Genomic DNA, 24,991 nt, shown 5'->3' with positions numbered 1-24,991 from the left:
TCACAACACGAACGGTTTCCCCGCGGGCACGTCGGGTCACCGCGCCGCACGGCTCCCCGGAGGGCGTGCTCGCTGTTCATGTGCCGTTCGGCTCCCCACACGGGGCCGGGATGCGGGATCATGTCTGGCATGACCGAGGTGTCCTCGCTCACAGGGCGGCTGCTCGTGGCAACCCCCGCCCTGGCGGACCCGAACTTCGACCGTGCGGTGGTGCTTCTCCTCGACCACGACGAGGAGGGCTCCCTGGGGGTGGTCCTCAACCGCCCCACCCCGGTCGACGTACGCGATGTGCTGGCCGGCTGGGCGGCCCTGACGGGCGAGCCCGGGGTGGTCTTCCAGGGCGGCCCCGTCTCGCTGGACTCCGCGCTCGGCATCGCCGTGGTCCCCGGCGGCGGCGAGGGGGAGAGCGCGGCTCCGCTCGGCTGGCGGCAGGTACACGGCGCGATCGGCCTGGTCGACCTGGAGACCCCGCCCGAGCTGGTCGCCTCCGCCCTCGGCGCGCTGCGCATCTTCGCCGGGTACGCGGGCTGGGGGCCGGGCCAGCTCCAGGACGAGCTGGACCAGGGCGCCTGGTACGTGGTCGAGTCCGAGCCCGGCGACATCTCCTCCCCGGCCCCCGAACGGCTGTGGCGCGAGGTGCTCCGACGGCAGCGCGGGGACCTGGCGATGGTGGCCACGTATCCGGACGACCCATCGCTCAACTGATGCCTGTGAGCTTCAGTACCCTTGGCCCTATGAGCACTCTTGAGCCCGAGCGCGGGACTGGTACGGGGACCCTCGTAGAGCCGACGCCACAGGTGTCCCACGGCGACGGCGACCATGAGCGCTTCGCCCACTACGTCCAGAAGGACAAGATCATGGCGAGCGCCCTGGACGGCACGCCCGTCGTGGCGCTGTGCGGCAAGGTCTGGGTGCCGGGCCGCGACCCGAAGAAGTACCCCGTCTGCCCCATGTGCAAGGAGATCTACGAGTCCATGAGCAGCGGTGGCGACAAGGGCGGGGACAAGGACAAGAAGTAACGCCGCCTCCTGCGAGGGATTGCCTCCGGCGCGTTTCCCGGTGTTTTTCGCGCGTGTTTCACCGGGTGCCGGGGCAGCGTCCCCGTGACCCGGATTCCGGGCCGTGCGCCGAGGTATTTCGGGGGCTGAAGTGACCGGTGGGATTCCTGAGGTGATTCCGGCGCCGATCGAGGCGTACGAAGGCTCGGGCGAGGGATTCCCGCTCGGTCCCGGCACCGGCCTGGCGGCCCTGGGGGAGGGCGCCGAGGGCACCGCGCGCTGGCTGCGCGCCACCCTGGGCGCGGCCACCGGCTTCGCCCTCGCCCCGGCCGACGGCCGCCGCGAGAACGTCGTACGGCTCGGCGTCGACCCGCGGGTCACCGCGGAACTCGGCGCCGAGGGCTACCGGCTCGACGTGACGCCCACCTGCGCCGATCTGCGCGGCGGCGGTCCGGCCGGGCTGTTCTGGGGCGCCCAGACGCTACGGCAGCTGCTCGGCCCCGACGCCTTCCGGCGCGCCCCGCTGCCCGGCCGCACCTGGCGGCTGCCCGAGGTGCGGATTGCCGACGCCCCCCGGTTCGGCTGGCGCGGCATGCTGCTCGACGTGGCCCGGCACTTCATGCCCAAGGAAGGCGTGCTGCGCTATCTGGATCTGCTGGCCGCGCACAAACTCAACGTGCTGCACCTGCATCTGACGGACGATCAGGGCTGGCGCGTCCAGATCGAGCGCCACCCCCGGCTCACCGAGATCGGCTCCTGGCGCGCGCGGACCAAATTCGGCCATCGCTCGTCCCCGCTCTGGGAGGCGAAACCGCACGGCGGCCACTACACCCGGGACGACATCCGGGAGATCGTCTCCTACGCCGCCGAACGGCATATCACCGTCGTCCCGGAAATCGATCTCCCCGGCCACTCCCAGGCCGCCATCGCCGCCTACCCGGAACTCGGCAACACCGACGCCGTCGACACCGTCGGCCTCACCGTCCGGGACGACTGGGGGATCTCCCCCTACGTGCTCGCCCCCACCGAGGCCGTGCTGCGGTTCTACGAGGGCGTGCTCGAAGAGGTGCTGGAGCTGTTCCCGTCGCCGTTCGTGCACCTCGGCGGCGACGAGTGCCCGCCGGACCAGTGGCGGAAGTCGCCCGCCGCGCGGGCCCGCGCGGCGGAACTCGGGCTCGCGGACGTGGACGGGCTGCGCTCCTGGTTCGCCGGACACTTCGGCGCCTGGCTCGCCGCGCGCGGGCGCAGGCTCGTCGGCTGGGACGAGATCCTCGACGGCCCGCTGCCGCCCGGCGCGGCCGTCTCCTCCTGGCGCGGCCACCGGGGCGGCCGGATCGCCGCGCGGGCCGGGCACGACGTGGTCATGTGCCCCGAGCAGCACGTCTACCTCGACCACCGGCAGGCGCCCGGCGAGGACGAACCGGTGCCCATCGGCTACGTCCGCACTCTGGCCGACGTCTACCGGTTCGAGCCCGTACCGGACGGCCTCACCGCCGACGAGACCCGCCATGTGCTGGGCGCCCAGGCCAATGTGTGGACCGAGGTGACCGAGGACGCCGGACGCGTCGACTACCAGGTCTTCCCCCGGCTCGCCGCGTTCGCCGAGGTGGTCTGGAGCCCGCTGCCCGCGCCCGGCGAGCGGGACCTCGCGGACTTCGAGCGCCGGATGGGCGCCCACTACCGGCGACTTGACGCGCTCGGCGTCGCCTACCGCCCGCCCGGCGGCCCCCACCCCTGGCAGCGGCGCCCCGGAGTGCCGGGACGGCCGTTCACGGGGCCGCCCGCGGAGCCCACGCCCTCGAACGGCCGCTCGGACACGTAACGGGAGAACCGCCCGCGAGGGCACCGAAGAGGGTCAAAGGGACCCGCCCGCAGATGGGGGTGTAAACGGGACCATCCGCCCGATGGAGTGGGTCAACACCCCTTGGCCGACCCGCGCGTCCGAGCCTTGCGAAGATGTGCCAGAGTTGCCACGTCCGCCCTGTCGGCACGTACCGTACGGCAGCACAGGCGCGACCAGGTGGGGCAGCGGGAAGGGGCAGCCGGTTTGACCACGCACGCACCGCAGGCGGGACAGGCCGTCACGCTGCCCACGACGCTGGACGAGGCGGTGGCGGCGCTGACCGCCATGCCGGCCGCGGTCCCCGTCGCAGGCGGCACCGACCTCATGGCCGCCGTCAACTCCGGGCAGCTCAGGCCCGCCGCGCTGGTCGGCCTCGGCCGGATCAGCGAGATCCGCGGCTGGCAGTACCAGGACGGCCACGCCCTGCTCGGCGCGGGCCTCACCCACGCCCGCATGGGCCGCCCCGACTTCGCCGCGCTCATCCCGGCGCTCGCCGCCGCCGCGCGCGCCGCCGGACCGCCGCACATCCGCAACGCGGGCACCCTCGGCGGCAACGTCGCCTCCGCCGCGCCCACCGGCGACGCGCTGCCGGTGCTGGCCGCGCTGGAGGCCACGCTGATCGTCGCCGGACCGGACGGCGCCCGCCGCGAGGTCCCCGTCTCGCACCTGCTGGCCGGGGTCGAGATGCTGCGCGGCGGCGAACTCATCGGCTACGTCCGGGTTCCGCTGCTGCACGCCCCCCAGGTCTTCCTCAAGGCCACCGGACGCACCGGGCCCGGCCGTTCGGTCGCCTCCGTGGCCCTCGTCCTCGACCCCGCCCGGCGCGGAGTGCGGTGCGCGGTGGGCGCCATAGCGCCGATGCCGCTGCGCCCGCTGGACGCCGAGCAGTGGGTCGCGCAGCTCATCGACTGGGACAACGACCGCGCCCTCGTCCCCGAAGCCCTCCAGGCGTTCGGCGAGTACGTCGCCGCCGCCTGCATCCCCGACCCGGCGCCGGAGCCGGACGGCACGGTCGTCCCGCTGCCGCCCGCCGTACTGCACCTGCGGCGCACCGTCGCCGCGCTGGCCCGACGAGCACTGGGGAGGGCGCTGTCGTGACCGACGACCAGCGCGGACACGAGGACGACACGTCCCAGGGCGGCGGCCGCTGGGACCCGCTGCCCCAGGGCGAGTACGACGACGGCGCCACCGCCTTCGTCCAGCTCCCCGAGGGCGGCATCGACGCCCTGCTGGCCGGTGACAGCCCGCTGGCCGCGCCGGGCCACAGCTATGTGCCGCCCCGGATAACGACCCCGCCGGAGGGCGAGGGTTCCTGGGACGTGCCCCGGGACCAGTGGGCCGCCCAGGACACCGCCCCGCCCCAGCAGCCGCACGGCGACGACCGGTTCACCTACCAGCCCGGCGCGCAGGGGCACTGGACCGCCGAGGAGTCCGCCGCCCCGCCCGGCCACGACGTCACCGGGCAGTGGTCCGTGCCGGTCGCCGGGGGCGACCTGCCCGACGAGTCCGGCGAGTTCACCACCTCCGCGCTGGCCGAGCAGTGGGGCGCCGCCCCGCCGGTCCTCCCCGGCGGCGCGGCCGCGCCCTGGGTCACCGACACCATCGGCGGGGCTTGGGGGCCTCAGGAGCCCATCGAGCACGCGGAGCACGCGGCGCACGAGCCCGAGGAGGCTCACCGCGGTTACGAGCACGAGCCCGCGGAGGCCACCGAGCCCGCCGAGAGCCCCGTAGAGGCCCCTGAGGGCGTCTCTGACGGCCCGTCGGACGAGGACGCGACCGAGGAGCCCGAGGCGGGCCCGGAGGCCGTGGAGGAGCCCGTCGCGGCCGACGGGGCGGACACCGCCGTCGAGGCAGAGGACGAGGGCGCCGGGGAGGCCGAGGGCGAGGCCCCGCCGCCGCCCCAGGACGAACACCCCCTCGCCTCCTACGTGCTGCGCGTCAACGGCGCTGACCGGCCCGTCACCGACGCCTGGATCGGCGAGTCGCTGCTCTACGTGCTGCGCGAACGGCTCGGCCTCGCGGGCGCCAAGGACGGCTGCTCGCAGGGCGAGTGCGGGGCGTGCAACGTCCAGGTCGACGGACGGCTCGTGGCCTCCTGCCTGGTCCCGGCGGTCACCGCCGCGGGCAGCGAGGTCCGTACCGTCGAGGGCCTGGCGAGCGGCGGCCACCCCTCCGACGTACAGCGGGCGCTCGCCCGGTGCGGCGCCGTGCAGTGCGGCTTCTGCGTACCCGGCATCGCCATGACCCTGCACGACCTGCTGGAGGGCAACCCCGCCCCCACCGAGCTGGAGACCCGCCAGGCGCTCTGCGGCAACCTGTGCCGCTGCTCCGGCTACCGGGGTGTCCTGGACGCCGTCCGCGAGGTCGTCGACGAGCGCGAGGCGGGCCTCGGCGCCGACCTCGAGCCGGACGCCGACACCGCGCGCATCCCGCACCAGGCGGGCCCCGGCTCCGGCGGCGTCAACCCCTCGGCGTTCGAAGCACCCGGCGCCTTCGGCGCGTTCGGTAACCCCCACGACCCGCACGACCCGCACCACGGCCAGGACGGAGGCCAGGCGTGAGCGACGAAGCCGCCACCGCGACCACGGCGGCGGAAGCCCCCCCGGCCGAACCGCTGCCGCACGGCCTGGGCGCCTCCCTGCCCCACGCCGACGCCCGCGCCAAGACCGAGGGCACCTTCCCCTACGCGGCCGACCTGTGGGCCGAGGGCCTGCTGTGGGCCGCCGTGCTGCGCTCCCCGCACGCGCACGCGCGCATCGTCTCCATCGACACCACGCACGCGCTGGCCATGCCCGGTGTCCGGGCCGTCATCACCCACGAGGACGTGCCCGGCACCTCCCGGCACGGCCGGGGCACCCCGGACCGGCCGGTGTTCGCCTCCGAGGTCGTCCGCCACCACGGTGAGCCCCTCGCCGCCGTCGCCGCCGACCACCCCGACACCGCGCGGATGGCCGCCGCCGCCGTCATCGTCGAGTACGAGCCCCTCGACCCGGTCACCGACCCCGAGCGCGCCTTCGAGGCCGAGCCGCTGCACCCGGACGGCAACCTGATCCGGCACATCCCGCTGCGCCACGGCGACCCGGAGGCGGCCGGCGAGATCGTCGTCGAGGGCCTGTACCGCATCGGCCGCCAGGACCCCGCGCCCATCGGCGCCGAGGCCGGGCTCGCCGTACCGCGCCCGGACGGCGGGGTGGAGCTGTACCTCGCCTCCACCGACCCGCACAGCGACCGCAACACCGCCGCCGCCTGCTTCGGACTGTCCGCCGACCGGGTGAAGATCGTCGTCACCGGGGTGCCCGGCGCCACCGCCGACCGCGAGGACCAGGGCTTCCAGCTGCCGCTCGGCCTGCTCGCGCTGAAGACCGGCTGCCCGGTGAAGCTGACCGCGAGCCGCGAGGAGTCCTTCCTCGGGCACGCCCACCGCCACCCCACCCTGCTGCGCTACCGCCACCACGCCGACGCCGAGGGCAGACTCGTCAAGGTCGAGGCGCAGATCCTGCTCGACGCGGGCGCCTACGCCGACACCTCCGCCGACGCCCTGGCCGCCGCGGTCTCCTTCGCGTGCGGCCCCTATGTCGTGCCGAACGCCTTCATCGAGGGCTGGGCCGTACGCACCAACAACCCGCCCTCCGGCCATGTGCGCGGCGAGGGCGCCATGCAGGTGTGCGCCGCCTACGAGGCGCAGATGGACAAGCTGGCCAAGAAGCTGGGCCTGGACCCGGCCGAGGTGCGGCTGCGCAACGTCCTGGCCACCGGCGACGTCCTGCCCATCGGCCAGACCGTGACCTGCCCGGCCCCGGTCGCCGAACTCCTCACGGCGGTACGGGACTTCCCGCTGCCGACGCTGCCCAAGGACGGCCCGGAGGAGGACTGGCTGCTGCCCGGCGGCCTCGAGGGCGCGGGCGAGCCGGGCGCGGTGCGCCGGGGCGTCGGCTACGGCCTCGGCATGGTGCACATGCTCGGCGCCGAGGGCGCCGACGAGGTGTCCACGGCGACCGTCCGGGTCCACGACGGCGTGGCCACCGTGCTGTGCGCGGCGGTGGAGTCCGGGCAGGGCTTCACCACGCTGGCCCGGCAGATCGTGCAGGAGACGCTCGGCATCGACGAGGTGCACGTGGCGCCGGTCGACACCGACCAGCCCCCGGCCGGGCCCGGCTGCCGGGGCCGCCACACCTGGGTGTCCGGCGGGGCGGTGGAGCGGGCGGCCAAGATGGTCCGCACCCAGCTCCTGCAGCCGCTGGCGCACCAGTTCGGCATGTCCACCGAGCTGCTCCAGATCGCCGACGGCAAGATCACCTCGTACGACGGGGTGCTCTCCACCACCGTCACCGAGGCGCTGGAGGGCAAGGAGCTCTGGGCCACCGCCCAGTGCCGCCCCCACCCCACCGAGCCGCTGGACGGCGCCGGTCAGGGTGACGCCTTCGTCGGCCTCGCCTTCTGCGCGATCCGCGCGGTGGTCGACGTCGACGTGGAGCTGGGCTCGGTACGGGTGGTGGAGCTGGCGGTCGCGCAGGACGTGGGCCGGGTGCTCAACCCCGCGCAGCTGGCGGCGCGGATCGAGGGCGGGGTCACGCAGGGCGTGGGCATCGCGCTCACCGAGAACCTCCGTACGCCGCGCGGGCTGATCCGCCATCCCGACCTCACCGGGTACGCGCTGCCGACCGCGCTGGACGCGCCGGACATCCGGATCGTGAAGCTGGTCGAGGAGCGGGACGTGGTGGCGCCGTTCGGCGCGAAGCCGGTCAGCGCGGTGCCGGTGGTGACCTCGCCCGCGGCAATCGCGTCGGCGGTACGGGCGGCGACCGGGCGCCCGGTGAACCGGCTGCCGATCCGGCCGCAGGCCGCGGTGGTCAACGCGCGGTGAGCTGGGATTTGTTCGGCTGAGGTCGCCTGTTCGGATGAACTGGCTTCCCTGAGGCAACGCGGTCGTGTCCCCGTGCGTCTTCCGGCTCGGGGCGTTGTCAGTGGTGCGGTCTAGGGTTCTTGGAGTCCGAGGGTTCTTGGAGTCGGGGGACGGCCGCCGCACGCGGAGCCCGCCGTACCGAGTCCGATCGCGGGGGAGCGAGCCATGAGCATGACCGATGCCGAGGTCACGGCGATCACGCTGACCGAGGCCGAGCTGGACCGCTGGGTCACGCACGCGCCGACCCGCGGCCTGCTCACCGGCCCCGGACTGCCCCCGGACACCGGCCTGCTGACCTTCGCGCCCCTGCGCACGCACGGGCTGCGCAGGCTGGCCGAGGCGACCGAGGGCCCGTGCCGACTCGCGGACGAGCTGCGGGACCGGCTGGTCATCGGGGAGTTGCTCAACCCGGCCGGGCTGGAACGCGAGTCGATCCTGCTCGACGGCGCGACGGGTGAGCTCACCACGGCGTACCTCGCCGCCCCTTCACGCACGCGGCCGTTCGCCCCCTCCCTCACCACCATGCTCCGCTTCGCCGCCGTCACCGAGGAACTGGCGGGCCTGCGCGGCCGGTTCGCCTCCCTGGCGGGTCAGCGCGGGCCGGGCGTGGTGGGCGAGGCGTCCCGACGGCTGCTGGCCCTCTTCGAGGAGGGCACGGACGGGGCGGTCCCGGCGTACTGGAAGGCGGCGGCACTGATCCGCCCGCTGTCCCTGGTCGCGGCGCCGGGTTCGGCCGGGCTGGCGCTGGAGATGCCGGGGCGGTTGCTGGACGCGGAGTTCGGGCACGGGCGCGTGGCCCGCTTCGAGGAGACCGACTTCCCGCCGACGCTCACCCATGAGCCGACACGCCGCTTCCTGCGCGAGACGGGGCTGCCGGAGGAAGCGGTCGACACGGAACTGCTCCTCCCGACGCTCACGGAGTACCACGCGGGGGAGTCCGTGGACCTCCCCGCCCACGCCGACCACCTGATCCGCCTCGGCCCCCTCACCCCGGACACCTCCCTCGTCCTCGACGGCCGCACCGGCGCGATCCTCACCCACACGGACTCCACCCTCCACCCCCTCAACACCGACATCTCGACCCTGGCCTTCACCCTCTGGCTCCTCCACCACGAACGCACCATCGACACCCACTTGTCCGGCGAGCTGACGACGCGGGCGTACGACCAGCTGGCGGCGGCGATGCTCGACACACTGGCGGCGCTGGACCCTACGGGGGTTTCGGGTGGGGGGTCTTGGCACTACTGGACGGAGTTGTTGCGGGGGGAGGGGGGTGGGGTGCTCTGAGTGCCATTCACCAGGCGTTCGCTGTTCCTGCGCGGTAGCGTCGTCCCGCTATGAGCACAAGCGCACCTTTGTCCGTCGGCGCCGTGGTGCTGACCATGAACGACCGGCCGGTGGAGTTCCCCCGCGCCCTGTCCTGCCTGCTCGCCCAGGAGGGCGTCGACCTGGACGTGGTCGTGGTCGGCAACGGCTGCGTACCGGAGCAGGTACCGGCGGGCATTCGCACCGTCGAACTGCCGGAGAACGTCGGCATCCCGGAGGGCCGCAACATCGGTGCCGCGCACGTCCGGGGCGAGTTCCTGTTCTTCTTCGACAACGACGCGCATCTGCCACGGCGCGATGAACTCGTTCGTCTAGCAGCTGAGTTGGACCGGGACGCCGGGCTCGCCTACGTCCAGCCCCGCATCGCCGACCCGGACACCGGCGTCACCCTGCGCCGCTGGGTACCCCGGCTGCGCGCGGCCGACCCGGCCCGGCCCGGCACCGTGACGGTGATGGCGGAGGGTGTGGTCATGATCCGCCGCGCCGCGTTCGAGGAGGCCGGGGGCTGGCCGGGCCACTTCTTCCTGTTCCACGAGGGCATCGACCTGTCCTGGCGCCTCTGGGACCACGGCGGCACCGGCCGCTACGTCCCCGACATCGTCGTCCACCACCCGGCGACCGATCCATCCCGCCACGCCCCCTTCCACCACCTCAACGCCCGCAACCGAGTCTGGCTGGCCCGCCGCAACCTGCCCCGCGCGCTGGTCCCCGTGCACCTGGCGACTTTCGCGGTGCTGACCATGCTCCGCCTCCACAGCCGGGCCTCCTTGACCGCCACCGTGTCCGGCTTCCATGAGGGCCTCCGCACCCCCTGCGGCCCCCGCAGCCCGCTGCGCTGGACAACAATCGCCCGCCTTACCCTGGCGGGCCGCCCACCGATCGTCTGAATAACAGCGAGGGGCCGCAGCTCACAGAGTCGCCGCTTTTGTCCGGCTGGTCGGAGGCCGCGCAGGAAATGGGCACGAATACCTGAGGCAGGCGTTTAGTCTTGTTTCAAGGCGTCAAGTCGGGGCGACCCACCGTTGAAGACCTCCAAGCGCAAGCCCAGCTTGTCAGCGCCACATGAAGGCAGCCGGATGGCCGCGCCCGGGCTTGGAAGAGCGCCAGAACCGAGCCCCACGACTAGGAGTCACCTCACAGGTGCCGGGGGGTGTGGGGATGGGTGGCTTCTTCCCTATACTCCTTCCGTGCAGGATGAGTTGCGCGTGGTCGTGTCCGGGGTTGATGGGCTACTAGGCCCCACGAGAGACGCCCTCGAGACGTCCGTGGTCAAGTACGGCGAAGGACTGCTGAGGGAGGCGCAACGCCTTGAGTCGATGAGTCGCCCCGGCAACGGACCAGCCCAGGTAACTGTGCGCGATGTGCAGGACGCGGAAATTATCCTGAGGCGGAACCTGATACCCCCGAAGAAGGACATGGTTGCGCAAGGGCTATGGCTTACTGCGTCCGTGAGCGGAATTGCGGCTGGATGGTTCGGAAATCAGACGCAATATACTTGGGGAATTATCGGGCTCCTCGCGTGCGGGGCCGTTGCCGTAGTTAGCGGATTGCTGGGGTACCTCAGATGAGCGAGTCTGTAGAGGAGCCGGGACTGCGCTTCTCGCCTGCCGCTAGGGCTGCCCTTGATGAGGCAGTTCAAGACCTGGGTGAGGAAATTTCTTGGCGCGCTGCCGCGATTGCCAATCGGGGATCTAGCGAGCCGACGCTCGTCAGCGTAATGGATGTAGCTGCGGCCCTAGAGCAAGCGAGTTCCATCGAGCGTAAGCTGCGGCAGCGAATTCACCTCCTATTTGCTGCAACTGCATGCTACAGTGCTGTAGGGGTCGTAATTCTGGGTATCTTCTACGGTACTAGCGGAAAAAGCCTCGACCCACTTCCCTTGCTTGCGGCTCTTCTGATCGGCACGTCGGTCCCCGGGCTCTCATTCCTGCTGCAGGGGCGATTCTTCGGAGGGAACGAACACCTACTGCGCCGAACGGGTGAGGCTACAGCTGACGAGATGTTTAATTTTCTGAGACTTTGGATTTCACTGGAGGCGGCTACTAGGGCTGTGTACAGCAGCCAGTTCGGGGAATCGCGCGCCTCTCTTCCCGTCGCATCGATGCTTAGCGAGTTGGTGAAGCGTAGAGTCATTTCCGAATTGGTGTTCCATCAATTGCAGGAAATCCGGGCGCTGAGGAATCAGATTGCCCATGCCGCGCCTGAGCATGTTTCTCGTCAGAGATTGCGTGAGTTGAGTCGCGATGGCCGCGCGATCCTAAAAAAACTCGCGGAAGTTTCTGAACCTGCGCCAGGAGAGGTGAACTAGTCCGTCGATGCACGACTTCCTTGAATTCCTGCGAAGCGCAGGAGGGAGTGCGAGGTTCATGCGTAGCGAGAACAAGAAGTGCAGATGCTCTGGCGATGACGGGTATGCTAGCTAGGCGTCATTCGGTTGCTGTGTGGCGTCAGCGACGGCCACCACACTTGATGGGCCGTTAAGTATCCCCTGTACGAGCACGGCCAAAATTTCCATGCGGCGCTCTCCATTCAATCGGGCGTCCGCTATGAGCCGCTCGGCAGCGAAATAACGGGATAAGGCCAGGGGCTGGTCAAAGTATGCCCGCAGATGCCCTGCAGCCGCCTCCTGAGATTGAATGAACGTTCTGTTTACGTAGGCGGCGAGTCCAGCGGCGATCACACCGAGGCCGCCAGCGACGACACTGCCGGTTGTTGTGCTGGACCTTAGGGCCACCCCCACAAAGGCGGCGAGCAAGGCGAAACCGAGTGCCATGGCGATCTGTGCGTTACGGAAAGAGCGCTGAGCTTGATCTAGAGCGATGTCGTGATAATGCTCAAGGAGTGCGTGTGTGAGGGCCCACAGGAGAGGGCGAGCGGGTCCATCCCATGACTATCCGCGGTAGACGTCCGGTCGCCCGCCGTGCCACGCAGGGCACGTTCTAGATCCTGCTCGGCCTCGCGGACACGTGCGCGACTCTCCGTCTGGAGAGCGGGTCGACGATACCGAAACGTGAACCAGAGCGAAAGGCTGAGCGAGCCAGAAGCGACGCCTACCACTGCAGTCCGCTCCCAGGCTGGACTCGGGTACGTGAAGGCTGAAAAGCACGTGAAGGCCGTCGCCATTACGCCAGTGGTGAGCCAGAACCATTGGATGGGGCGGATGCGCTGTAGCGGTGATTGAGTGCTCGGCATAGCTGACCAGCATGCAGACCGGACCGGATGGTGTCCACAAGAAGGGTGAACTCAGAGGGGAGTCAAAAGTACGACTGAAGGGACGGCACCTCGCGAGGGGTGCCGCCCTACGTCCTACTGCCTGATCAAGGCATCGGAGGCCGTGGCGGGAATCGAACCCGCGTAACTCGCTTTGCAGGCGAGTCCCTGAGCCACTCGGGCACACGGCCGTGTGCTGTGGAATGAACGTAGGGCGGGGTGGGGGAGGGGAGCAAGGGAGGCGGGGGGTGTGCAATGGGACTGTCATGCGGTGTTCATGAGGGGCGTACCAGGGTGATCGACTACCCCGGTACGGGAATATGCGCGTCTCGTCATGGACGTCTCCGGCCGGGCGGCCGTAGCTTCGGGGCAGTGGTAGACGGCCCGGAGGGGGATGGCGTGGCGCGTGAGGCATTGATCCGGCTGACCGGCGCGGGTGATGGGGACGAGCCGCCCTGCGGGTCCGACGACTGTCCGAACGTGTACCGGACCGCGTCCGGTTCGTTCATCGTTCAGGGGGTTGCCTCGGATGTGTTCGCGCCGCCCGAGGGCGAAGCGCTGGTGGAGATCCCGGAGGAGACGTTCCAGGAGGCCGCGCGTGCGCTTGGGTGGCTCTGAGTGGAGGGCCTTCTTCGACTCCATGGAACGGGAAGCGTGGCGGTTGGAGACGCTGCCCGTGTACTCGGTGCCTCAGGAGGCCGAGGCCATCCGGGAGTTCGCGGACTCGGGGGTCGTTGATCCGGCTGCGGTGAAGCCGTGGGCGGATCGGCTGCACGGGTATGCATCGACTGGCCGTAATGTCGGCCGAGTTCATGTCGTTCGGCGTCCGCTGACCGAGTACCTGAAGTTCGAGTTCGAGCACTACCGGCACAATGTCGCTGCTGGCGAGGATGTCAGAATTCTTGACGTCACGGACCGCCTCAACCCTCTTGCTGACGCTCCGGATTTCTGGATTTTCGATCAGGCCAGAGTCGTGCTCATGCAGTACGAAGCGGACGGTACGCAGATCGGCCGCCAAGTCTACGGGGGTGACGTGACGCCTTTCCTTGAGCTGAGGCGCGTGGCGATCGCCGAGGCGGTGCCCTTCGAGGAGTACGTGAAGGGCATTGGCACTTGAACCGGAACAGGTCGGCCGGTCGAAGGCCGACCTGGCGGAGACACTCCGCGCATTGCGGAAGCAGGCGGGCCTCTCGCAGGCTCGCCTCGCAGCGCGTTGTCACATCAGCCAGTCGAAGGTGTCCAAGCTGGAGACGGGGGAGGTCACTCCGTCCCTGGTCGACGCGGAGCTGATCCTGCGTGCTGTGGGTGCGCCGCCCGCCCTCGTTGCCGAGGTGACGGCGCTGGCGCGCCTCGCGAACACCGAGTGGCAGGCCGTTCGTTCCTCCTGGCGCCGTGGCCTGGACAAACGCCAGGCCGAGCTGGCGGCCCTGGAAGCCGACGCCGTCGAACTGCGCTACTTCCTCCCCTCGATGATCACGGGACTGCTCGCCACCCCCGAGTACATCCGCGCCAGCCTCGATCACGTGCCCGGCGACGTGGCCCGCACGGTCGCCAGGAAGATCGAGCGCCAAGCCGTGCTGTACGACTCCTCGAAGAGGTTCACCTTTCTCCTCACGGAGCAGGCCATCCGGTGGGCCGTGGTTCCGCCGCCGGTCCTCGCCGTGCAGCTGGACCGGCTCGCGTCGCTGTCCCAGTTGTCGAACGTACGGATCGGCGTGCTGCCTCTCGGTACGCCCATCACGCGCGGCCCGATGAACACCTTCACCGTCTATGACGATCGCTTGGTCACCGTCGAGAACTTCACCGGGCGGATAGTTTTCCAGGACGCTCGGGACATCGCCGAGCACCGGGAGATTTTCGATCGCTATGAGCGACACGCCCTGTTCGGAGAGGACGCCAGAGGTCGGCTTCAAGAATGGGCTTCCTGCTACCGGTGATCTTTAGTACGGGACGTGAATAGCGGGCGCGAGACGCGTTCGGTCCTCGGATCATGGATGCCTCGTGAGTCGAGGAGGACTGATGGCCGACAATTCGGAATGCCGCGAGGACAGTCTCGCGGAATTCCCGAGCGAGCCGAAGGCGGTTCCCGGGTGCAGCGCGTGTCTCGGCATCTGCGTGGCCCGTACCAACGCCCGGTCCCGCGGCGACTACAGCGCGGTCTCCGACTCCAATGTGAGGCTGCGCAGGCATCAGGCGGAGGAGCACCCGTGAATCGGCAGGCAGGCAGTCGTACGGCCAAGGTCGTAGCTCGGGTGGGGCTTACGACAGGGGTCAACGGTGGCTATGGGTCTTACTCTGGCCCGTATGGCCGCGCTTGAGTCTTCCGACAGTGTTGTCGCCCGTATGGCCCCGCCCGAGGATGAGGAGGGGGGTGTGCTGGGGCGGGCGCATCGGGCGCTCAGTGTGGGGATTGTTTCTGTTGTGCTGCTGATCGCCTTCGAGGCGACGGCGATCGGGACCGTGATGCCGGTCGCGGCGCGGGAGCTGGACGGGGTGGCGCTGTACGCGTTCGCGTTCTCCGGGTACTTCACCACCAGCCTCACCGGGATGGTGCTCGCCGGGCAGTGGGCGGACCGGCGGGGGCCGCTCGCGGCGCTGGCCAGCGGGATCGGGGCGTTCGCGGGCGGGCTCGTGGTGGCCGGGACCGCGCAGGTGATGTGGGTGTTCATCCTGGGGCGGGCGGTGCAGGGGTTCGGCGGTGGGCTGGTGATCGTCGCCGTGTACGTGGTCGTCGGCCGGGCCTACCCCGAGCGGCTGCGGCCCGCGATCATGGCGAGCTTCGCCGCCGCGTGGGTCGTGCCGTCCATCGTCGGGCCGCTCGCGTCCGGTGCCGTCGCGGAGCACCTCGGCTGGCGGTGGGTCTTCCTCGGTATCCCGCTGCTCGTGCTGCTTCCGCTGGGGCTCGCCCTGCCGCAGATCCGGCGCCGGGCGGGCGGGCCGGTGGAGCATGACGCCGGTACCCCCGCCTTCGACCGGCGCCGCATCCGGCTGGCGCTCGCCGTCTCGCTGGGCGCCGGGCTCGTGCAGTACGCCGCCCAGGATCTGCGGCCGCTCTCGCTGGTGCCCGGCCTCCTCGGCGCCGCCCTGCTGGTGCCCGCCGTGCTGCGGCTGCTGCCGAAGGGGACGTACCGGGCGGTGCGCGGGCTGCCCTCCGTGGTGCTGCTGCGCGGGCTGTCGGCGGGGTCGTTCATCGCGGCGGAGTCCTTCGTACCGCTGATGCTCGTCACCCAGCGGGGGCTGTCGCCGACGCTCGCCGGGTTCTCGCTGGCCGCGGGCGGGCTGACCTGGGCGGCGGCGTCGTGGGTGCAGTCGCGGGCCCGGATGGAGCCGTACCGGGAGCGGCTGATGACCTTCGGGATGGTGCTGGTGGCGGCCGCCATCGCCGCCGCGCCCGCCGTGCTCGTGCCCGCCGTGCCGGTGTGGACCGTCGCCGTCGCGTGGGGGTTCGGCTGCTTCGGGATGGGCCTGGTGATCTCCTCCACCAGCGTCCTCCTGCTCAAGCTCTCCGCCCCCACCGAGGCCGGGGCCAACTCCGCCGCCCTCCAGATCTCCGACGCCCTCTCCAACGTCGTCCTCCTCGCCGCGGCGGGCGCGGCCTTCGCCACCCTCGGCAGCGACGGCCCCACCGCCTTCGCCGCGGTCTTCCTGCCCATGGCCGGAGTCGCCCTGGTGGGGGCGTGGGTGACGACGCGACTACGGGCGTCGAGCTGACCGGCAGCCCACCCGAGCCCCCACTGTGACCTCAGTCCCACCCGCCCCGCCCCCCGCCCCGTCCGAGCCCGGCGGAGCCGTGGGCGCCGGTAGGGTGGCCCGGTTGTCATACGTAGCCGAGTTGCCCTACGCCCCCACCCCCGGAGACCGTGACTACCACCGCCGCTTCCGTCTCGAACCATCTGTCCCCCGCCTTTCCCGGCCGGGCCCCCTGGGGCACCGCCAGCAAGCTGCGTGCCTGGCAGCAGGGGGCGCTGGACAAGTACATCCAGGAGCAGCCGCGTGACTTCCTCGCCGTGGCCACCCCCGGCGCGGGCAAGACGACCTTCGCGCTGACGCTGGCCTCCTGGCTGCTGCACCACCACGTCGTGCAGCAGGTGACCGTCGTCGCGCCGACCGAGCACCTGAAGAAGCAGTGGGCGGAGGCCGCCGCGCGGATAGGGATCAAGCTCGACCCGGAGTACAGCGCGGGCCCGGTCGGCAAGGACTACCACGGGGTCGCGGTGACGTACGCCGGTGTCGGCGTACGCCCGATGCTGCACCGCAACCGCTCCGAGCAGCGCAAGACGCTGGTGATCCTGGACGAGATCCACCACGCCGGTGACTCCAAGTCCTGGGGCGAGGCGTGCCTGGAGGCGTTCGAGCCCGCGACCCGGCGGCTGACGCTGACCGGTACGCCGTTCCGCTCGGACACCAACCCGATCCCCTTCGTCACGTACGAGGAGGGCAACGACGGCATCCGGCGCTCCGCCGCCGACTACACCTACGGCTACGGCAACGCGCTCGCCGACCACGTCGTGCGCCCCGTCATCTTCCTCAGCTACAGCGGCCAGATGCGCTGGCGCACCAAGGCGGGCGACGAGATCGCCGCCCGGCTCGGCGAGCCCATGACCAAGGACGCCGTCAGCCAGGCGTGGCGCACCGCGCTCGACCCGCGCGGCGAGTGGATGCCGAGCGTGCTGCGCGCCGCCGACCAGCGGCTCACCGAGGTGCGGAAGGCGATCCCCGACGCCGGTGCCCTCGTCATCGCCTCCGACCAGGACTCCGCCCGCGCCTACGCCAAGCTGATCCGCGAGCTGACCGGCACCAAGGCCACCCTCGTCCTCTCCGACGACACCGGCGCCTCCCAGCGCATCGACGACTTCAGCGCGAGCAACGACCGCTGGATGGTCGCGGTGCGCATGGTGTCCGAGGGCGTCGACGTGCCCCGGCTCGCCGTCGGCGTGTACGCCACCACCATCTCCACCCCGCTGTTCTTCGCCCAGGCCGTCGGCCGTTTCGTACGGTCCCGGCGGCGCGGCGAGACCGCGTCCGTGTTCCTGCCGACCGTCCCCGACCTGCTGACCTTCGCCAACGAGATGGAGAAGGAGCGGGACCACGCCCTCGACAAGCCGAAGAAGCAGGGCGAGGAGGACCCGTACGCCGAGTCCGAGAAGGAGATGGACGAGGCGAACCGGCAGGAGGACGAGGACACCGGCGAGCAGGAGCAGTTCTCCTTCGAGGCGCTGGAGTCCGAGGCCGTCTTCGACCGGGTCCTCTACGACGGCGCCGAGTTCGGCATGCAGGCCCACCCGGGAAGCGAGGAGGAGCAGGACTACCTCGGCATCCCCGGACTGCTGGAGCCCGAGCAGGTGCAGCTGCTGCTGCAGAAGCGGCAGGCCCGGCAGATCGCGCACAGCAAGAAGCGGCCGGACACCGAGGCCGACCTGCTGGAGCTGCCCGCCGAGCGGCGCCCGGTGGTCAGCCACAAGGAGATGATGGAGCTGCGCAAGCAGCTCAACACCATGGTCAGCGCCTACGTCCACCAGAGCGGCAAGCCGCACGGCGTGATCCACACCGAGCTGCGCCGGGTCTGCGGCGGCCCGGCCAGCGCGGAGGCGACCGCCGGACAGCTCAAGCAGCGCATCGCCAAGATGGGGGAGTGGGCGACCCGGATGCGCTGACGGCGTGCGCCGGAGCGCGTATGCGGACGAACACTGGCAGGCCGCAACCGGTCGTGACCGGATTCTGGACCGAGTCTTCCGCTGAGCGGACCGGCTCGCTACTGTCCCGCTACGCACACGCCCCGTGGCAGCGCCGCCGCGGAGCGCAGCCGTGAAGCGACGGGTCCGACAGCCGCCGGGCCGTCCTGCCGATCGGCGGCCTCTGGAACGCGTCGCCGACGGGGCTCGGTGACGCGCGCGCTCGGGGGGCGCCGACCTCACCGCAGAAGGAGGGGGCGTCGTGACCGCGGAGACCTCCCAGACGCTCGACCGGGGACTGCGCGTCCTCAAGCTGCTCGCCGACACCGACCACGGGCTGACCGTCACCGAGCTGTCCGGCAGGCTGGGCGTGAACCGGACCGTGGTGTACCGGTTGCTGGCCACGCTGGAGCAGCACGCGCTCGTCCGCCGCGACCTCGGCGGCCGCGCCCGCGTCGGGCTCGGGGTGCTGCGGCTCGGCCGCCAGGTGCATCCGCTGGTACGCGAGGCGGCCCTGCCCGCGCTGCGCTCCCTGGCCGAGGACATCGGCGCCACCGCCCATCTGACCCTGGTCGACGGTACGGAGGCGCTCGCCGTCGCCGTGGTCGAGCCGACCTGGACGGACTACCACGTCGCCTACCGCGCGGGCTTCCGTCACCCCCTGGAACGCGGCGCCGCGGGCAAGGCCATCCTCGCGGCCCGCCGCTCCCCGTCCGCCGAGCCCGGCTACACCCTCACCCACGGCGAACTCGAAGCGGGCGCGAGCGGCGCCGCCGCCCCCCTCCTCGGTGTCACGGGCGTCGAGGGCAGCGTGGGCGTGGTCATGCTGACCGACGCGGTCCCGGAGCGAGTGGGCCGCCGCGTGATGGAAGCGGCACGGGAGGTCGCGGACGCGCTGAGGTAGCGCGTACCGGCACCGCTCGGCGCGGAGGCCGCGCGTTAGATTTACTCCGTGCTCTCACGTCTCTCGCGTTCCCGGACCATCGCCCTCTGCGCCCTGCCCGTCGTGGGGCTGGTCGCCGTCGCGGTGTTCGCGCCGCTGCCGTTCGCGGTGGCGCAGCCGGGGATGACGGCGAACGTGCTGGGCAAGAACGACGGGACGCCGGTGATCACCGTGTCGGGGGCGCGGTCCCGGACGACCTCGGGGCAGCTGCGGATGACGACCATCGAGGCGACCTCGCCGGGGACGCGGGTGTCGCTCGGGCAGGTGGTCGACAACTGGTTCCGCGATGACCGCGCGGTCATGCCGTACGACGCCGTGTACCCGACCGGGGACACGATCAAGGAGATCGAGAAGCACAACACCGCCCAGATGCGGCAGTCGCAGGACGCGGCGACCAGCGCGGCGCTGGACCACCTGGGCAAGAACCCCGACGACGTCAAGGTCACCCTGCGCCTCGCCGACGTCGGCGGGCCCAGCGCGGGCCTGCTGTTCAGCCTGGGCATCATCGACAAGCTGGACGGCGACGGCAGCGGCGGCGACCTCACCGGCGGCCGGACCATCGCCGGTACCGGCACGATCGACGCGGCAGGCAAGGTCGGCGCGGTCGGCGGGGTGGCCCTGAAGACGCAGGCCGCCCGGCGCGACGGCGCCACCGTCTTCCTGGTGCCGAAGGCGGAGTGCGCCGACGCCCACACCAACCTCCCCAAGGGCCTGCGCCTGATCCCGGTCACCGACCTCGACGGCGCCGTGGACTCCCTCGTAGCCCTGGAGAAAGGCACCGGGAAGATCCCCAGCTGCTAGGCCCCCTCGAATTCCCCCGCCGCCTGCTCCACCAGCGGGATGATCCGCAGCGGCACCGGGTTCTCCATCACGATCGCCGTGGACGCCCGCACGATGCCGTCGAAGCCCACCACCCGGTCGATGACCCGCTGCAGATCGGCGTTGGACCGGGCGACCAACCGGCACAGCATGTCCCCGGTGCCGGTCGTGGTGAGCAGCTCCAGCACCTCCGGCACCCCGTCCAGGTACGCCCGTACGTCCGCCCCCTGGCCCTGCCGGATCTGGAGCGTGGCGAACGCGGTCACCGGATAGCCGAGCGCGGAGGGGTCCACCTGCGGCCCGAAGCCCCGGATCACCCCGCGCGAGCGCAGCCGGTCCAGCCGGGCCTGGGCGGTGCCGCGCGCCACCCCGAGCCGCCGGGACATCTCCAGCACCCCGATCCGCGGCTCCTCGGCCAGCAGCACGATGATCTGCCCGTCCAGCTGATCGATCGCCACGACGCCCTCCGGTGATGGTCATCCTGTGCAGAAAGCCCGCCGGTACCGCCGTAAGGCTGAACAGAGTGACCAGCGAATACGCGAACTATTGCGCACCTTGCAGAGCGGGGCCACCCTTCGAACATGACGCAGACCACTCAGCACACTCCCGACACCGCCCGGCAGGCCGACCCCTTCCCGGTCAAGGGAATGGACGCGGTCGTCTTCGCCGTGGGCAACGCCAAGCAGGCCGCGCACTACTACTCCAGCGCCTTCGGCATGCGCCTGGTCGCCTACTCCGGACCGGAGAACGGCAGCCGCGAGACCGCGAGTTACGTCCTGGAGAACGGCGCCGCCCGGTTCGTGTTCACCTCGGTGATCCGGCCCACCACCCCCTGGGGCGAGTTCCTCGACCGGCATGTCGCCGAGCACGGCGACGGCGTCGTGGACCTGGCCATCGAGGTGCCGGACGCCCGCGCGGCGTTCACGTACGCCGTCGAGCACGGCGCCCGCCCGCTCGCCGAGCCGCACGAGGTGAAGGACGAGCACGGCACCGTCGTCCTGGCCGCCATCGCCACCTACGGCGAGACCCGGCACACCCTGGTCGAGCGCTCCGGCTACGACGGCCCGTACCTCCCCGGCTTCGAAGCCGCGGACCCGATCGTCGAGCCGCCCGCCCGCCGCACCTTCCAGGCCATCGACCACTGCGTGGGCAACGTCGAACTCGGCAAGATGGACGAGTGGGTCGGGTTCTACAACAACGTCCTCGGCTTCACGAACATGAAGGAGTTCGTGGGCGACGACATCGCCACCGAGTACAGCGCGCTGATGTCGAAGGTCGTCGCGGACGGCACCCTGAAGGTGAAGTTCCCGCTCAACGAGCCCGCCGTCGGCAAGAAGAAGTCCCAGATCGACGAGTACCTGGAGTTCTACGGCGGCCCCGGCGTCCAGCACATCGCGCTGGCCACCAACGACATCGTGCGCACGGTGCGCACCATGCGCGCGGCCGGGGTCCAGTTCCTCGACACCCCGGACTCCTACTACGACACCCTCGGCGAGTGGGTCGGCGACACCCGCGTGCCGATCGAGACCCTGCGCGAGCTGAAGATCCTCGCCGACCGCGACGAGGACGGCTACCTGCTGCAGATCTTCACCAAGCCGGTCCAGGACCGGCCGACGGTGTTCTTCGAACTCATCGAGCGGCACGGCTCGATGGGCTTCGGCAAGGGCAACTTCAAGGCCCTCTTCGAGGCCATCGAGCGGGAGCAGGAGAAGCGGGGCAACCTGTAACCCGGCTCCGCACAGGCTGAGCCGGGGGCGCGAGGAGCGGTCGCGCCCCCGGCTCACAGCACGTCGGCGGGCAGCGGGCCCCCGGTCACCTCGCCCAGGTCCGTCAGCGCGGCCCGCGCCTCGGGCGCCCACAGCGGCGAGAAGGCCGGGTTGACCAGCAGCGCGTCCTGGAGATGGCGCCGGGCGGACCCGTACCGCTCCAGCTCGTACTCGATCATGCCCCGGTGGAAGGCGTGCAGCGAGCTGCGCACCCCGCCGCCCTTCGTCCGGTCGGTGGCGATGGTGGCGTACTTGAGCGCCTCGTCCTCCTCGCCCGCCCGGTGCAGCGCCCAGCCCAGCGCGTCGGCCACCTCGATACCGGGCTGCCGCTCGTACTCCGCGCGCAGCCGGGTCACCGCCTCCTGCGGGTCCCCGTGGTCCGCCTCCAGCCGCCCGAGCACCAGCTCCTCGTCGACCCCGTCGGCCGCCGACCTCTCCGCCCGCTTCCGCACCAGCGTGTACTGCGCCTCGGCGTCCTGGGTGCGGTTCAGCGACTCGTACAACTCGGCCAGCTCCAGGGTGACTTCCGCGTCCGGGCGCTTCGAGAGGGCCGTCCGGTACGCGGCGAGCGCGTCGGGGGTGCGGCCCTGGGCGGCGAGGGTACGGGCCCTGCCCGCGCCCGCCGTCGCCTCGGCCGGGTCCAGGCGGAGGGCCTCGGTGAACTGGCGCAGAGCCTCGGGGAGTTCGCCGCGCTCCCACGCCAACCGGCCCATTCCGGCGCGGTAGGCGGCCTGCTCGGCGGGCGTACCGGCGGCTGCGGCCGCGTCGGTGAGCTGGGCCGCCGCGTCCTCGCGCCAGCCCCGGTCCCGGTACACGGCGGAGGCCCGCGCCATCACCGCCGGCCGGTCCGCGGGGGCGGTGCGCAGCGCCATCAGCTTGTCCAGGGTGCTGCGGGCGGCGGTGTAGTCACCGAGCCCGTCGTACGCGTCGATCAGCGGGGGATACGCCGACCAGCGCTTCGGGGTCAGCTTCAGCGCCTGCTCGCCGTACCGCTTGGCCGACGCGAAGTCCCGGCGGGCGTTGGCCAGCGCGGTCATCCCGGCCAGCGCCTCGGCGTTCTCGGCGGCCTTCGCCTTCAGCGAGGTGTCCAGGGCCCGCTCGGCGCGCGGGAGGTCGGTCGCGTCGGCCGTACGCCCGGCCCGCGCCACGTAGGCCGAGCCCAGCACCGCCCAGGCGTGCGCGTCGGCGGGCCGGGCCCGTACCCCGTTCTCCTGCCGGGTGATCAGCTCCGTCAGGTCGGGCAGCGCCGCGGGGAGCCCGGCGGTGACCGCCGTCAGCGCCCGCGCCTGCGGTCCGGGCGCGGGTGCCGGGGGCCGGTGCGGGGCCCGCTGGGGCGCCTCCCGCGGCAGCAGCGTCAGCGCCGCGCTCGCCGCCGCCCCGCCCGCCACCAGGGTGAGCAGCGTGCGGCCCAGCCATCTCCGGGGCCGGTGCGGCGGGGGCTCGGCCACCAGGGACGTACCGGGCCGGGAGTCGCCGTACTGTCTCTTCGCCATGCCGCTCACTGTGCGTCAATATGACGACCACATCCGGTCGGCCCAAGCACGGCGCGTGCGGGGTTCACACCGATGGCCCCGAGTGCCACGCTGTGATCATGAGCCGTATCGAAGCACCCCGCGACGGCGACACCACTGCCGCCGAGAACCTCACCAAAGCGCTGCTGGCGGGGCTGCCCGCCGGGGCCGTGCTCACCGATCCCGACGTCACCGCCTCCTACGCCCACGACATGGCGAGCTTCTGCCCGGCCGGGGCCCCCGCCGCCGTGGTCCTGCCACGCACCGTCGAACAGGTCCAGCACGTGCTGCGCACCGCCACCGAGCTGCGCGTACCGGTCGTCCCGCAGGGCGCCCGCACCGGGCTGTCCGGCGGCGCCAACGCCTCCGAGGGCTGCATCGTGCTGTCTCTCACCAAGATGGACCGCATCCTGGAGATCAGCCCCGTCGACCGGATCGCCGTCGTCGAACCGGGCGTCGTCAACGCCGTGCTCTCCCGCGCGGTGGAGGAACACGGCCTGTACTACCCGCCGGACCCCTCCAGCTGGGAGACCTGCACCATCGGCGGCAACATCGGCACCGCCTCGGGCGGCCTGTGCTGCGTCAAGTACGGGGTGACCGCCGAGTACGTCCTCGGGCTGGACGTCGTCCTCGCCGACGGCCGCCTGATGTCCACCGGCCGCCGCACCGCGAAGGGCGTCGCCGGGTACGACCTGACCCGGCTGTTCGTCGGCTCCGAGGGCTCGCTCGGCATCGTGGTCCGCGCCGTGCTCGGGCTCCGGCCCAAGCCGCCCCGGCAGCTGGTGCTGGCCGCCGAGTTCGCTTCGGCCGCCGAAGCCTGCGACGCGGTGTGCTCGATCATGGCGGGCGGGCATGTGCCCTCGCTGCTGGAGATGATGGACCGCACCACCGTCAAGGCGGTCAACGACTTCGCCCGGATGGGGCTGCCGGAGACCACCGAGGCGCTGCTGCTGGCCGCCTTCGACACCCCCGAACCCACCGCCGACCTCGCCGCCGTCGGCGCCCTGTGCGAGGCGGCCGGGGCCACCGGGGTAGTCGTCGCCGACGACGCCGCCGAGTCCGAACTCCTGCTCCAGGCACGGCGGATGTCGCTGGTCGCGCTGGAGGCGGTCAAGGGCACCACGATGATCGACGACGTGTGCGTGCCCCGCTCGAAGCTCGGCGCGATGCTGGAGGGCGTCGAGCGGATCGCCGCCAAGTACGACCTCACCATCGGCCTGTGCGCGCACGCCGGGGACGGCAACACCCACCCCACCGTCTGCTTCGACGCCCTCGACGAGGACGAGTCCCGCCGCGCCCGCGAGTCCTTCGACGAGATCATGGCCCTCGGCCTCGAACTGGGCGGCACCATCACCGGCGAACACGGGGTGGGCGTGCTGAAGAAGGAGTGGCTGGCGCGCGAACTCGGGCCCGTGGGGCTGGAGATGCAGCGGGCCGTGAAGGACGTCTTCGACCCGCTCGGCATCCTCAACCCCGGCAAGCTTTTCTGAGCCTGGGCTCTTCACCGGGCCAGCAGCTGGTCGAGCGCGTCGTCGATCCCCAGCTGGGCGGCCTCCGCGCCCGGCGGCACCGCCCGCAGCGTCCGCTCCAGCCAGGCGGACACCTGCGGGGTGGGCGCCTCCAGCAGGGCGTCGCCGTCCGGCGAGCTGAGCGCCATCAGCACCGCGCTGCGGCCGTTCACCTTCGTCGGCCACACCCGCACGTCCCCGTGCCCGCACGGCCGGAACACGCCCTCCACCAGCAGTTCCCGGGCGAACGTCCAGTGCACGGGGAAGTCGGAGTTGACGTGGAAGGTGATGTGGACGGCGTAGGGGTCGTCGGACCGGTAGGCGAGCCGGGCCGGGACCGGGATGCTCCGCTCGGGCGAAAGGATGAGCTTCAGCTCGAGTTCCCGCTCCACCACCGTGTGCTCCATGATCTGTCTCCTTCGGCTGACCGGGGGCCGCTCGGACGGGCCCGTGCCAGGAGAGAGGGGGCAGGGGCGCGGTCATTACGCGGGT

At 71.5% G+C, this 24,991-nt stretch carries 23 protein-coding genes and 1 tRNA gene; 19 read left to right on the top strand and 5 right to left on the bottom strand.

Going from position 1 to position 24,991, the window contains the following annotated elements:
• Positions 1 to 129 precede the first annotated feature (129 nt).
• From ACI2LY_RS18870 to ACI2LY_RS18830, 9 genes are all read left to right on the top strand, one after another.
• Entirely contained in the window at positions 130 to 705 is a 576-nt protein-coding gene (locus tag ACI2LY_RS18870) for a YqgE/AlgH family protein (protein ID WP_388994241.1), read from the top strand.
• 29 nt (positions 706 to 734) lie between these two features.
• Positions 735 to 1,019: a DUF3039 domain-containing protein gene (locus ACI2LY_RS18865; protein ID WP_030810948.1), complete on the top strand. Its 285-nt coding sequence runs from the start codon at positions 735 to 737 to the stop codon at positions 1,017 to 1,019.
• A 142-nt stretch (positions 1,020 to 1,161) separates the two neighbouring features.
• Positions 1,162 to 2,820, top strand: a complete 1,659-nt coding sequence (locus ACI2LY_RS18860) for a beta-N-acetylhexosaminidase (RefSeq protein WP_404708180.1) — start codon at positions 1,162 to 1,164, stop codon at positions 2,818 to 2,820.
• Positions 2,821 to 3,045: 225 nt separating this feature from the next.
• The gene (locus ACI2LY_RS18855) at positions 3,046 to 3,939 is read left to right on the top strand and encodes an FAD binding domain-containing protein (RefSeq protein ID WP_404708096.1); all 894 of its coding nucleotides are present in this window, start codon (positions 3,046 to 3,048) and stop codon (positions 3,937 to 3,939) included.
• Positions 3,936 to 5,402: a 2Fe-2S iron-sulfur cluster-binding protein gene (locus tag ACI2LY_RS18850; protein WP_404708095.1), complete on the top strand. Its 1,467-nt coding sequence runs from the start codon at positions 3,936 to 3,938 to the stop codon at positions 5,400 to 5,402. Before ACI2LY_RS18855 ends, ACI2LY_RS18850 begins: the two co-directional genes overlap by 4 nt.
• On the top strand, positions 5,399 to 7,705 hold the full coding sequence (locus tag ACI2LY_RS18845; protein ID WP_388994232.1) for a xanthine dehydrogenase family protein molybdopterin-binding subunit: 2,307 nt from the start codon (positions 5,399 to 5,401) through the stop codon (positions 7,703 to 7,705). The genes ACI2LY_RS18850 and ACI2LY_RS18845 overlap by 4 nt, the downstream gene beginning before the upstream one ends.
• Before the next feature lie 204 nt (positions 7,706 to 7,909).
• On the top strand, positions 7,910 to 9,031 hold the full coding sequence (locus ACI2LY_RS18840; RefSeq protein ID WP_404708094.1) for an SUKH-4 family immunity protein: 1,122 nt from the start codon (positions 7,910 to 7,912) through the stop codon (positions 9,029 to 9,031).
• 50 nt (positions 9,032 to 9,081) lie between these two features.
• A complete protein-coding gene (locus tag ACI2LY_RS18835) occupies positions 9,082 to 9,957 on the top strand; it encodes a glycosyltransferase family 2 protein (protein WP_404708093.1) in 876 nt (291 codons plus the stop codon).
• A gap of 677 nt (positions 9,958 to 10,634) precedes the next feature.
• Positions 10,635 to 11,378: a hypothetical protein gene (locus tag ACI2LY_RS18830; RefSeq protein WP_404708092.1), complete on the top strand. Its 744-nt coding sequence runs from the start codon at positions 10,635 to 10,637 to the stop codon at positions 11,376 to 11,378.
• Positions 11,379 to 11,489: 111 nt separating this feature from the next.
• On the opposite strand, the gene ACI2LY_RS18825 is transcribed toward ACI2LY_RS18830, so the two are convergent.
• Positions 11,490 to 11,891: a hypothetical protein gene (locus ACI2LY_RS18825; RefSeq protein WP_404708179.1), complete on the bottom strand. Its 402-nt coding sequence runs from the start codon at positions 11,889 to 11,891 to the stop codon at positions 11,490 to 11,492.
• 508 nt (positions 11,892 to 12,399) lie between these two features.
• Positions 12,400 to 12,471: transfer RNA gene (locus tag ACI2LY_RS18820), tRNA-Cys, on the bottom strand.
• Positions 12,472 to 12,679: 208 nt separating this feature from the next.
• Between ACI2LY_RS18820 and ACI2LY_RS18815 the strand changes: the two genes are divergently transcribed.
• From ACI2LY_RS18815 to ACI2LY_RS18780, 8 genes are all read left to right on the top strand, one after another.
• Positions 12,680 to 12,898: a hypothetical protein gene (locus ACI2LY_RS18815; RefSeq protein WP_404708091.1), complete on the top strand. Its 219-nt coding sequence runs from the start codon at positions 12,680 to 12,682 to the stop codon at positions 12,896 to 12,898.
• The gene (locus tag ACI2LY_RS18810) at positions 12,879 to 13,397 is read left to right on the top strand and encodes a DUF6879 family protein (protein ID WP_404708090.1); all 519 of its coding nucleotides are present in this window, start codon (positions 12,879 to 12,881) and stop codon (positions 13,395 to 13,397) included. The genes ACI2LY_RS18815 and ACI2LY_RS18810 overlap by 20 nt, the downstream gene beginning before the upstream one ends.
• The gene (locus ACI2LY_RS18805; protein WP_404708089.1) at positions 13,387 to 14,217 is read left to right on the top strand and encodes a helix-turn-helix domain-containing protein; all 831 of its coding nucleotides are present in this window, start codon (positions 13,387 to 13,389) and stop codon (positions 14,215 to 14,217) included. The genes ACI2LY_RS18810 and ACI2LY_RS18805 overlap by 11 nt, the downstream gene beginning before the upstream one ends.
• 82 nt (positions 14,218 to 14,299) lie before the next feature.
• Complete coding sequence (locus ACI2LY_RS18800; protein WP_404708088.1) at positions 14,300 to 14,491, top strand: hypothetical protein; 192 nt, start codon at positions 14,300 to 14,302, stop codon at positions 14,489 to 14,491.
• Positions 14,492 to 14,584: 93 nt separating this feature from the next.
• Positions 14,585 to 15,991 (top strand): MFS transporter, encoded by a 1,407-nt coding sequence (locus tag ACI2LY_RS18795; protein ID WP_404708087.1) that lies wholly within the window; start codon positions 14,585 to 14,587, stop codon positions 15,989 to 15,991.
• Between the two features lie 149 nt (positions 15,992 to 16,140).
• Entirely contained in the window at positions 16,141 to 17,934 is a 1,794-nt protein-coding gene (locus ACI2LY_RS18790) for a DEAD/DEAH box helicase (RefSeq protein WP_404708086.1), read from the top strand.
• A gap of 280 nt (positions 17,935 to 18,214) precedes the next feature.
• The gene (locus ACI2LY_RS18785) at positions 18,215 to 18,856 is read left to right on the top strand and encodes an IclR family transcriptional regulator (RefSeq protein WP_404708085.1); all 642 of its coding nucleotides are present in this window, start codon (positions 18,215 to 18,217) and stop codon (positions 18,854 to 18,856) included.
• A gap of 48 nt (positions 18,857 to 18,904) precedes the next feature.
• A complete protein-coding gene (locus ACI2LY_RS18780) occupies positions 18,905 to 19,696 on the top strand; it encodes a S16 family serine protease (RefSeq protein ID WP_404708084.1) in 792 nt (263 codons plus the stop codon).
• Here the strand turns inward: ACI2LY_RS18780 and ACI2LY_RS18775 are convergent.
• Positions 19,693 to 20,172: an Lrp/AsnC family transcriptional regulator gene (locus ACI2LY_RS18775; protein ID WP_404708083.1), complete on the bottom strand. Its 480-nt coding sequence runs from the start codon at positions 20,170 to 20,172 to the stop codon at positions 19,693 to 19,695. The two genes, ACI2LY_RS18780 and ACI2LY_RS18775, sit on opposite strands and share 4 nt — an antisense overlap.
• 123 nt (positions 20,173 to 20,295) lie before the next feature.
• Between ACI2LY_RS18775 and hppD the strand changes: the two genes are divergently transcribed.
• Complete coding sequence (gene hppD / locus ACI2LY_RS18770; RefSeq protein ID WP_404708082.1) at positions 20,296 to 21,441, top strand: 4-hydroxyphenylpyruvate dioxygenase; 1,146 nt, start codon at positions 20,296 to 20,298, stop codon at positions 21,439 to 21,441.
• Positions 21,442 to 21,494: 53 nt separating this feature from the next.
• On the opposite strand, the gene ACI2LY_RS18765 is transcribed toward hppD, so the two are convergent.
• Entirely contained in the window at positions 21,495 to 22,973 is a 1,479-nt protein-coding gene (locus ACI2LY_RS18765; RefSeq protein ID WP_404708081.1) for a tetratricopeptide repeat protein, read from the bottom strand.
• A gap of 92 nt (positions 22,974 to 23,065) precedes the next feature.
• Here ACI2LY_RS18765 and ACI2LY_RS18760 point away from each other — a divergent pair, with 92 nt between their 5' ends.
• Positions 23,066 to 24,481, top strand: coding sequence for an FAD-binding oxidoreductase (locus tag ACI2LY_RS18760; RefSeq protein WP_404708178.1), 1,416 nt, complete (start codon positions 23,066 to 23,068; stop codon positions 24,479 to 24,481).
• Positions 24,482 to 24,492: 11 nt separating this feature from the next.
• Here ACI2LY_RS18760 and ACI2LY_RS18755 read toward each other — a convergent pair whose 3' ends face one another.
• Positions 24,493 to 24,906, bottom strand: coding sequence for an SsgA family sporulation/cell division regulator (locus ACI2LY_RS18755; protein WP_393596637.1), 414 nt, complete (start codon positions 24,904 to 24,906; stop codon positions 24,493 to 24,495).
• Positions 24,907 to 24,991 lie beyond the last annotated feature (85 nt).

Source organism: Streptomyces sp. NPDC002176 (assembly GCF_044903645.1).
GTDB lineage: Bacteria > Actinomycetota > Actinomycetes > Streptomycetales > Streptomycetaceae > Streptomyces.
The sequence above is the reverse complement of the archived record's forward strand: the minus strand, read 5'-3'. Positions and strand labels throughout refer to the sequence as shown.

Bases quoted from the DNA above. Each gene is read 5' to 3' on its own strand.
- ACI2LY_RS18870 (WP_388994241.1), top strand. From the start codon at position 130: ATGACCGAGGTGTCCTCGCTCACAGGGCGGCTGCTCGTGGCAACCCCC.
- ACI2LY_RS18865 (WP_030810948.1), top strand. From the start codon at position 735: ATGAGCACTCTTGAGCCCGAGCGCGGGACTGGTACGGGGACCCTCGTA.
- ACI2LY_RS18840 (WP_404708094.1), top strand. From the start codon at position 7,910: ATGAGCATGACCGATGCCGAGGTCACGGCGATCACGCTGACCGAGGCC.
- ACI2LY_RS18835 (WP_404708093.1), top strand. From the start codon at position 9,082: ATGAGCACAAGCGCACCTTTGTCCGTCGGCGCCGTGGTGCTGACCATG.
- ACI2LY_RS18830 (WP_404708092.1), top strand. From the start codon at position 10,635: ATGAGCGAGTCTGTAGAGGAGCCGGGACTGCGCTTCTCGCCTGCCGCT.
- ACI2LY_RS18800 (WP_404708088.1), top strand. From the start codon at position 14,300: ATGGCCGACAATTCGGAATGCCGCGAGGACAGTCTCGCGGAATTCCCG.
- ACI2LY_RS18795 (WP_404708087.1), top strand. From the start codon at position 14,585: ATGGCCGCGCTTGAGTCTTCCGACAGTGTTGTCGCCCGTATGGCCCCG.
- hppD (WP_404708082.1), top strand. From the start codon at position 20,296: ATGACGCAGACCACTCAGCACACTCCCGACACCGCCCGGCAGGCCGAC.
- ACI2LY_RS18765 (WP_404708081.1), bottom strand. From the start codon at position 22,973: ATGGCGAAGAGACAGTACGGCGACTCCCGGCCCGGTACGTCCCTGGTG.
- ACI2LY_RS18755 (WP_393596637.1), bottom strand. From the start codon at position 24,906: ATGGAGCACACGGTGGTGGAGCGGGAACTCGAGCTGAAGCTCATCCTT.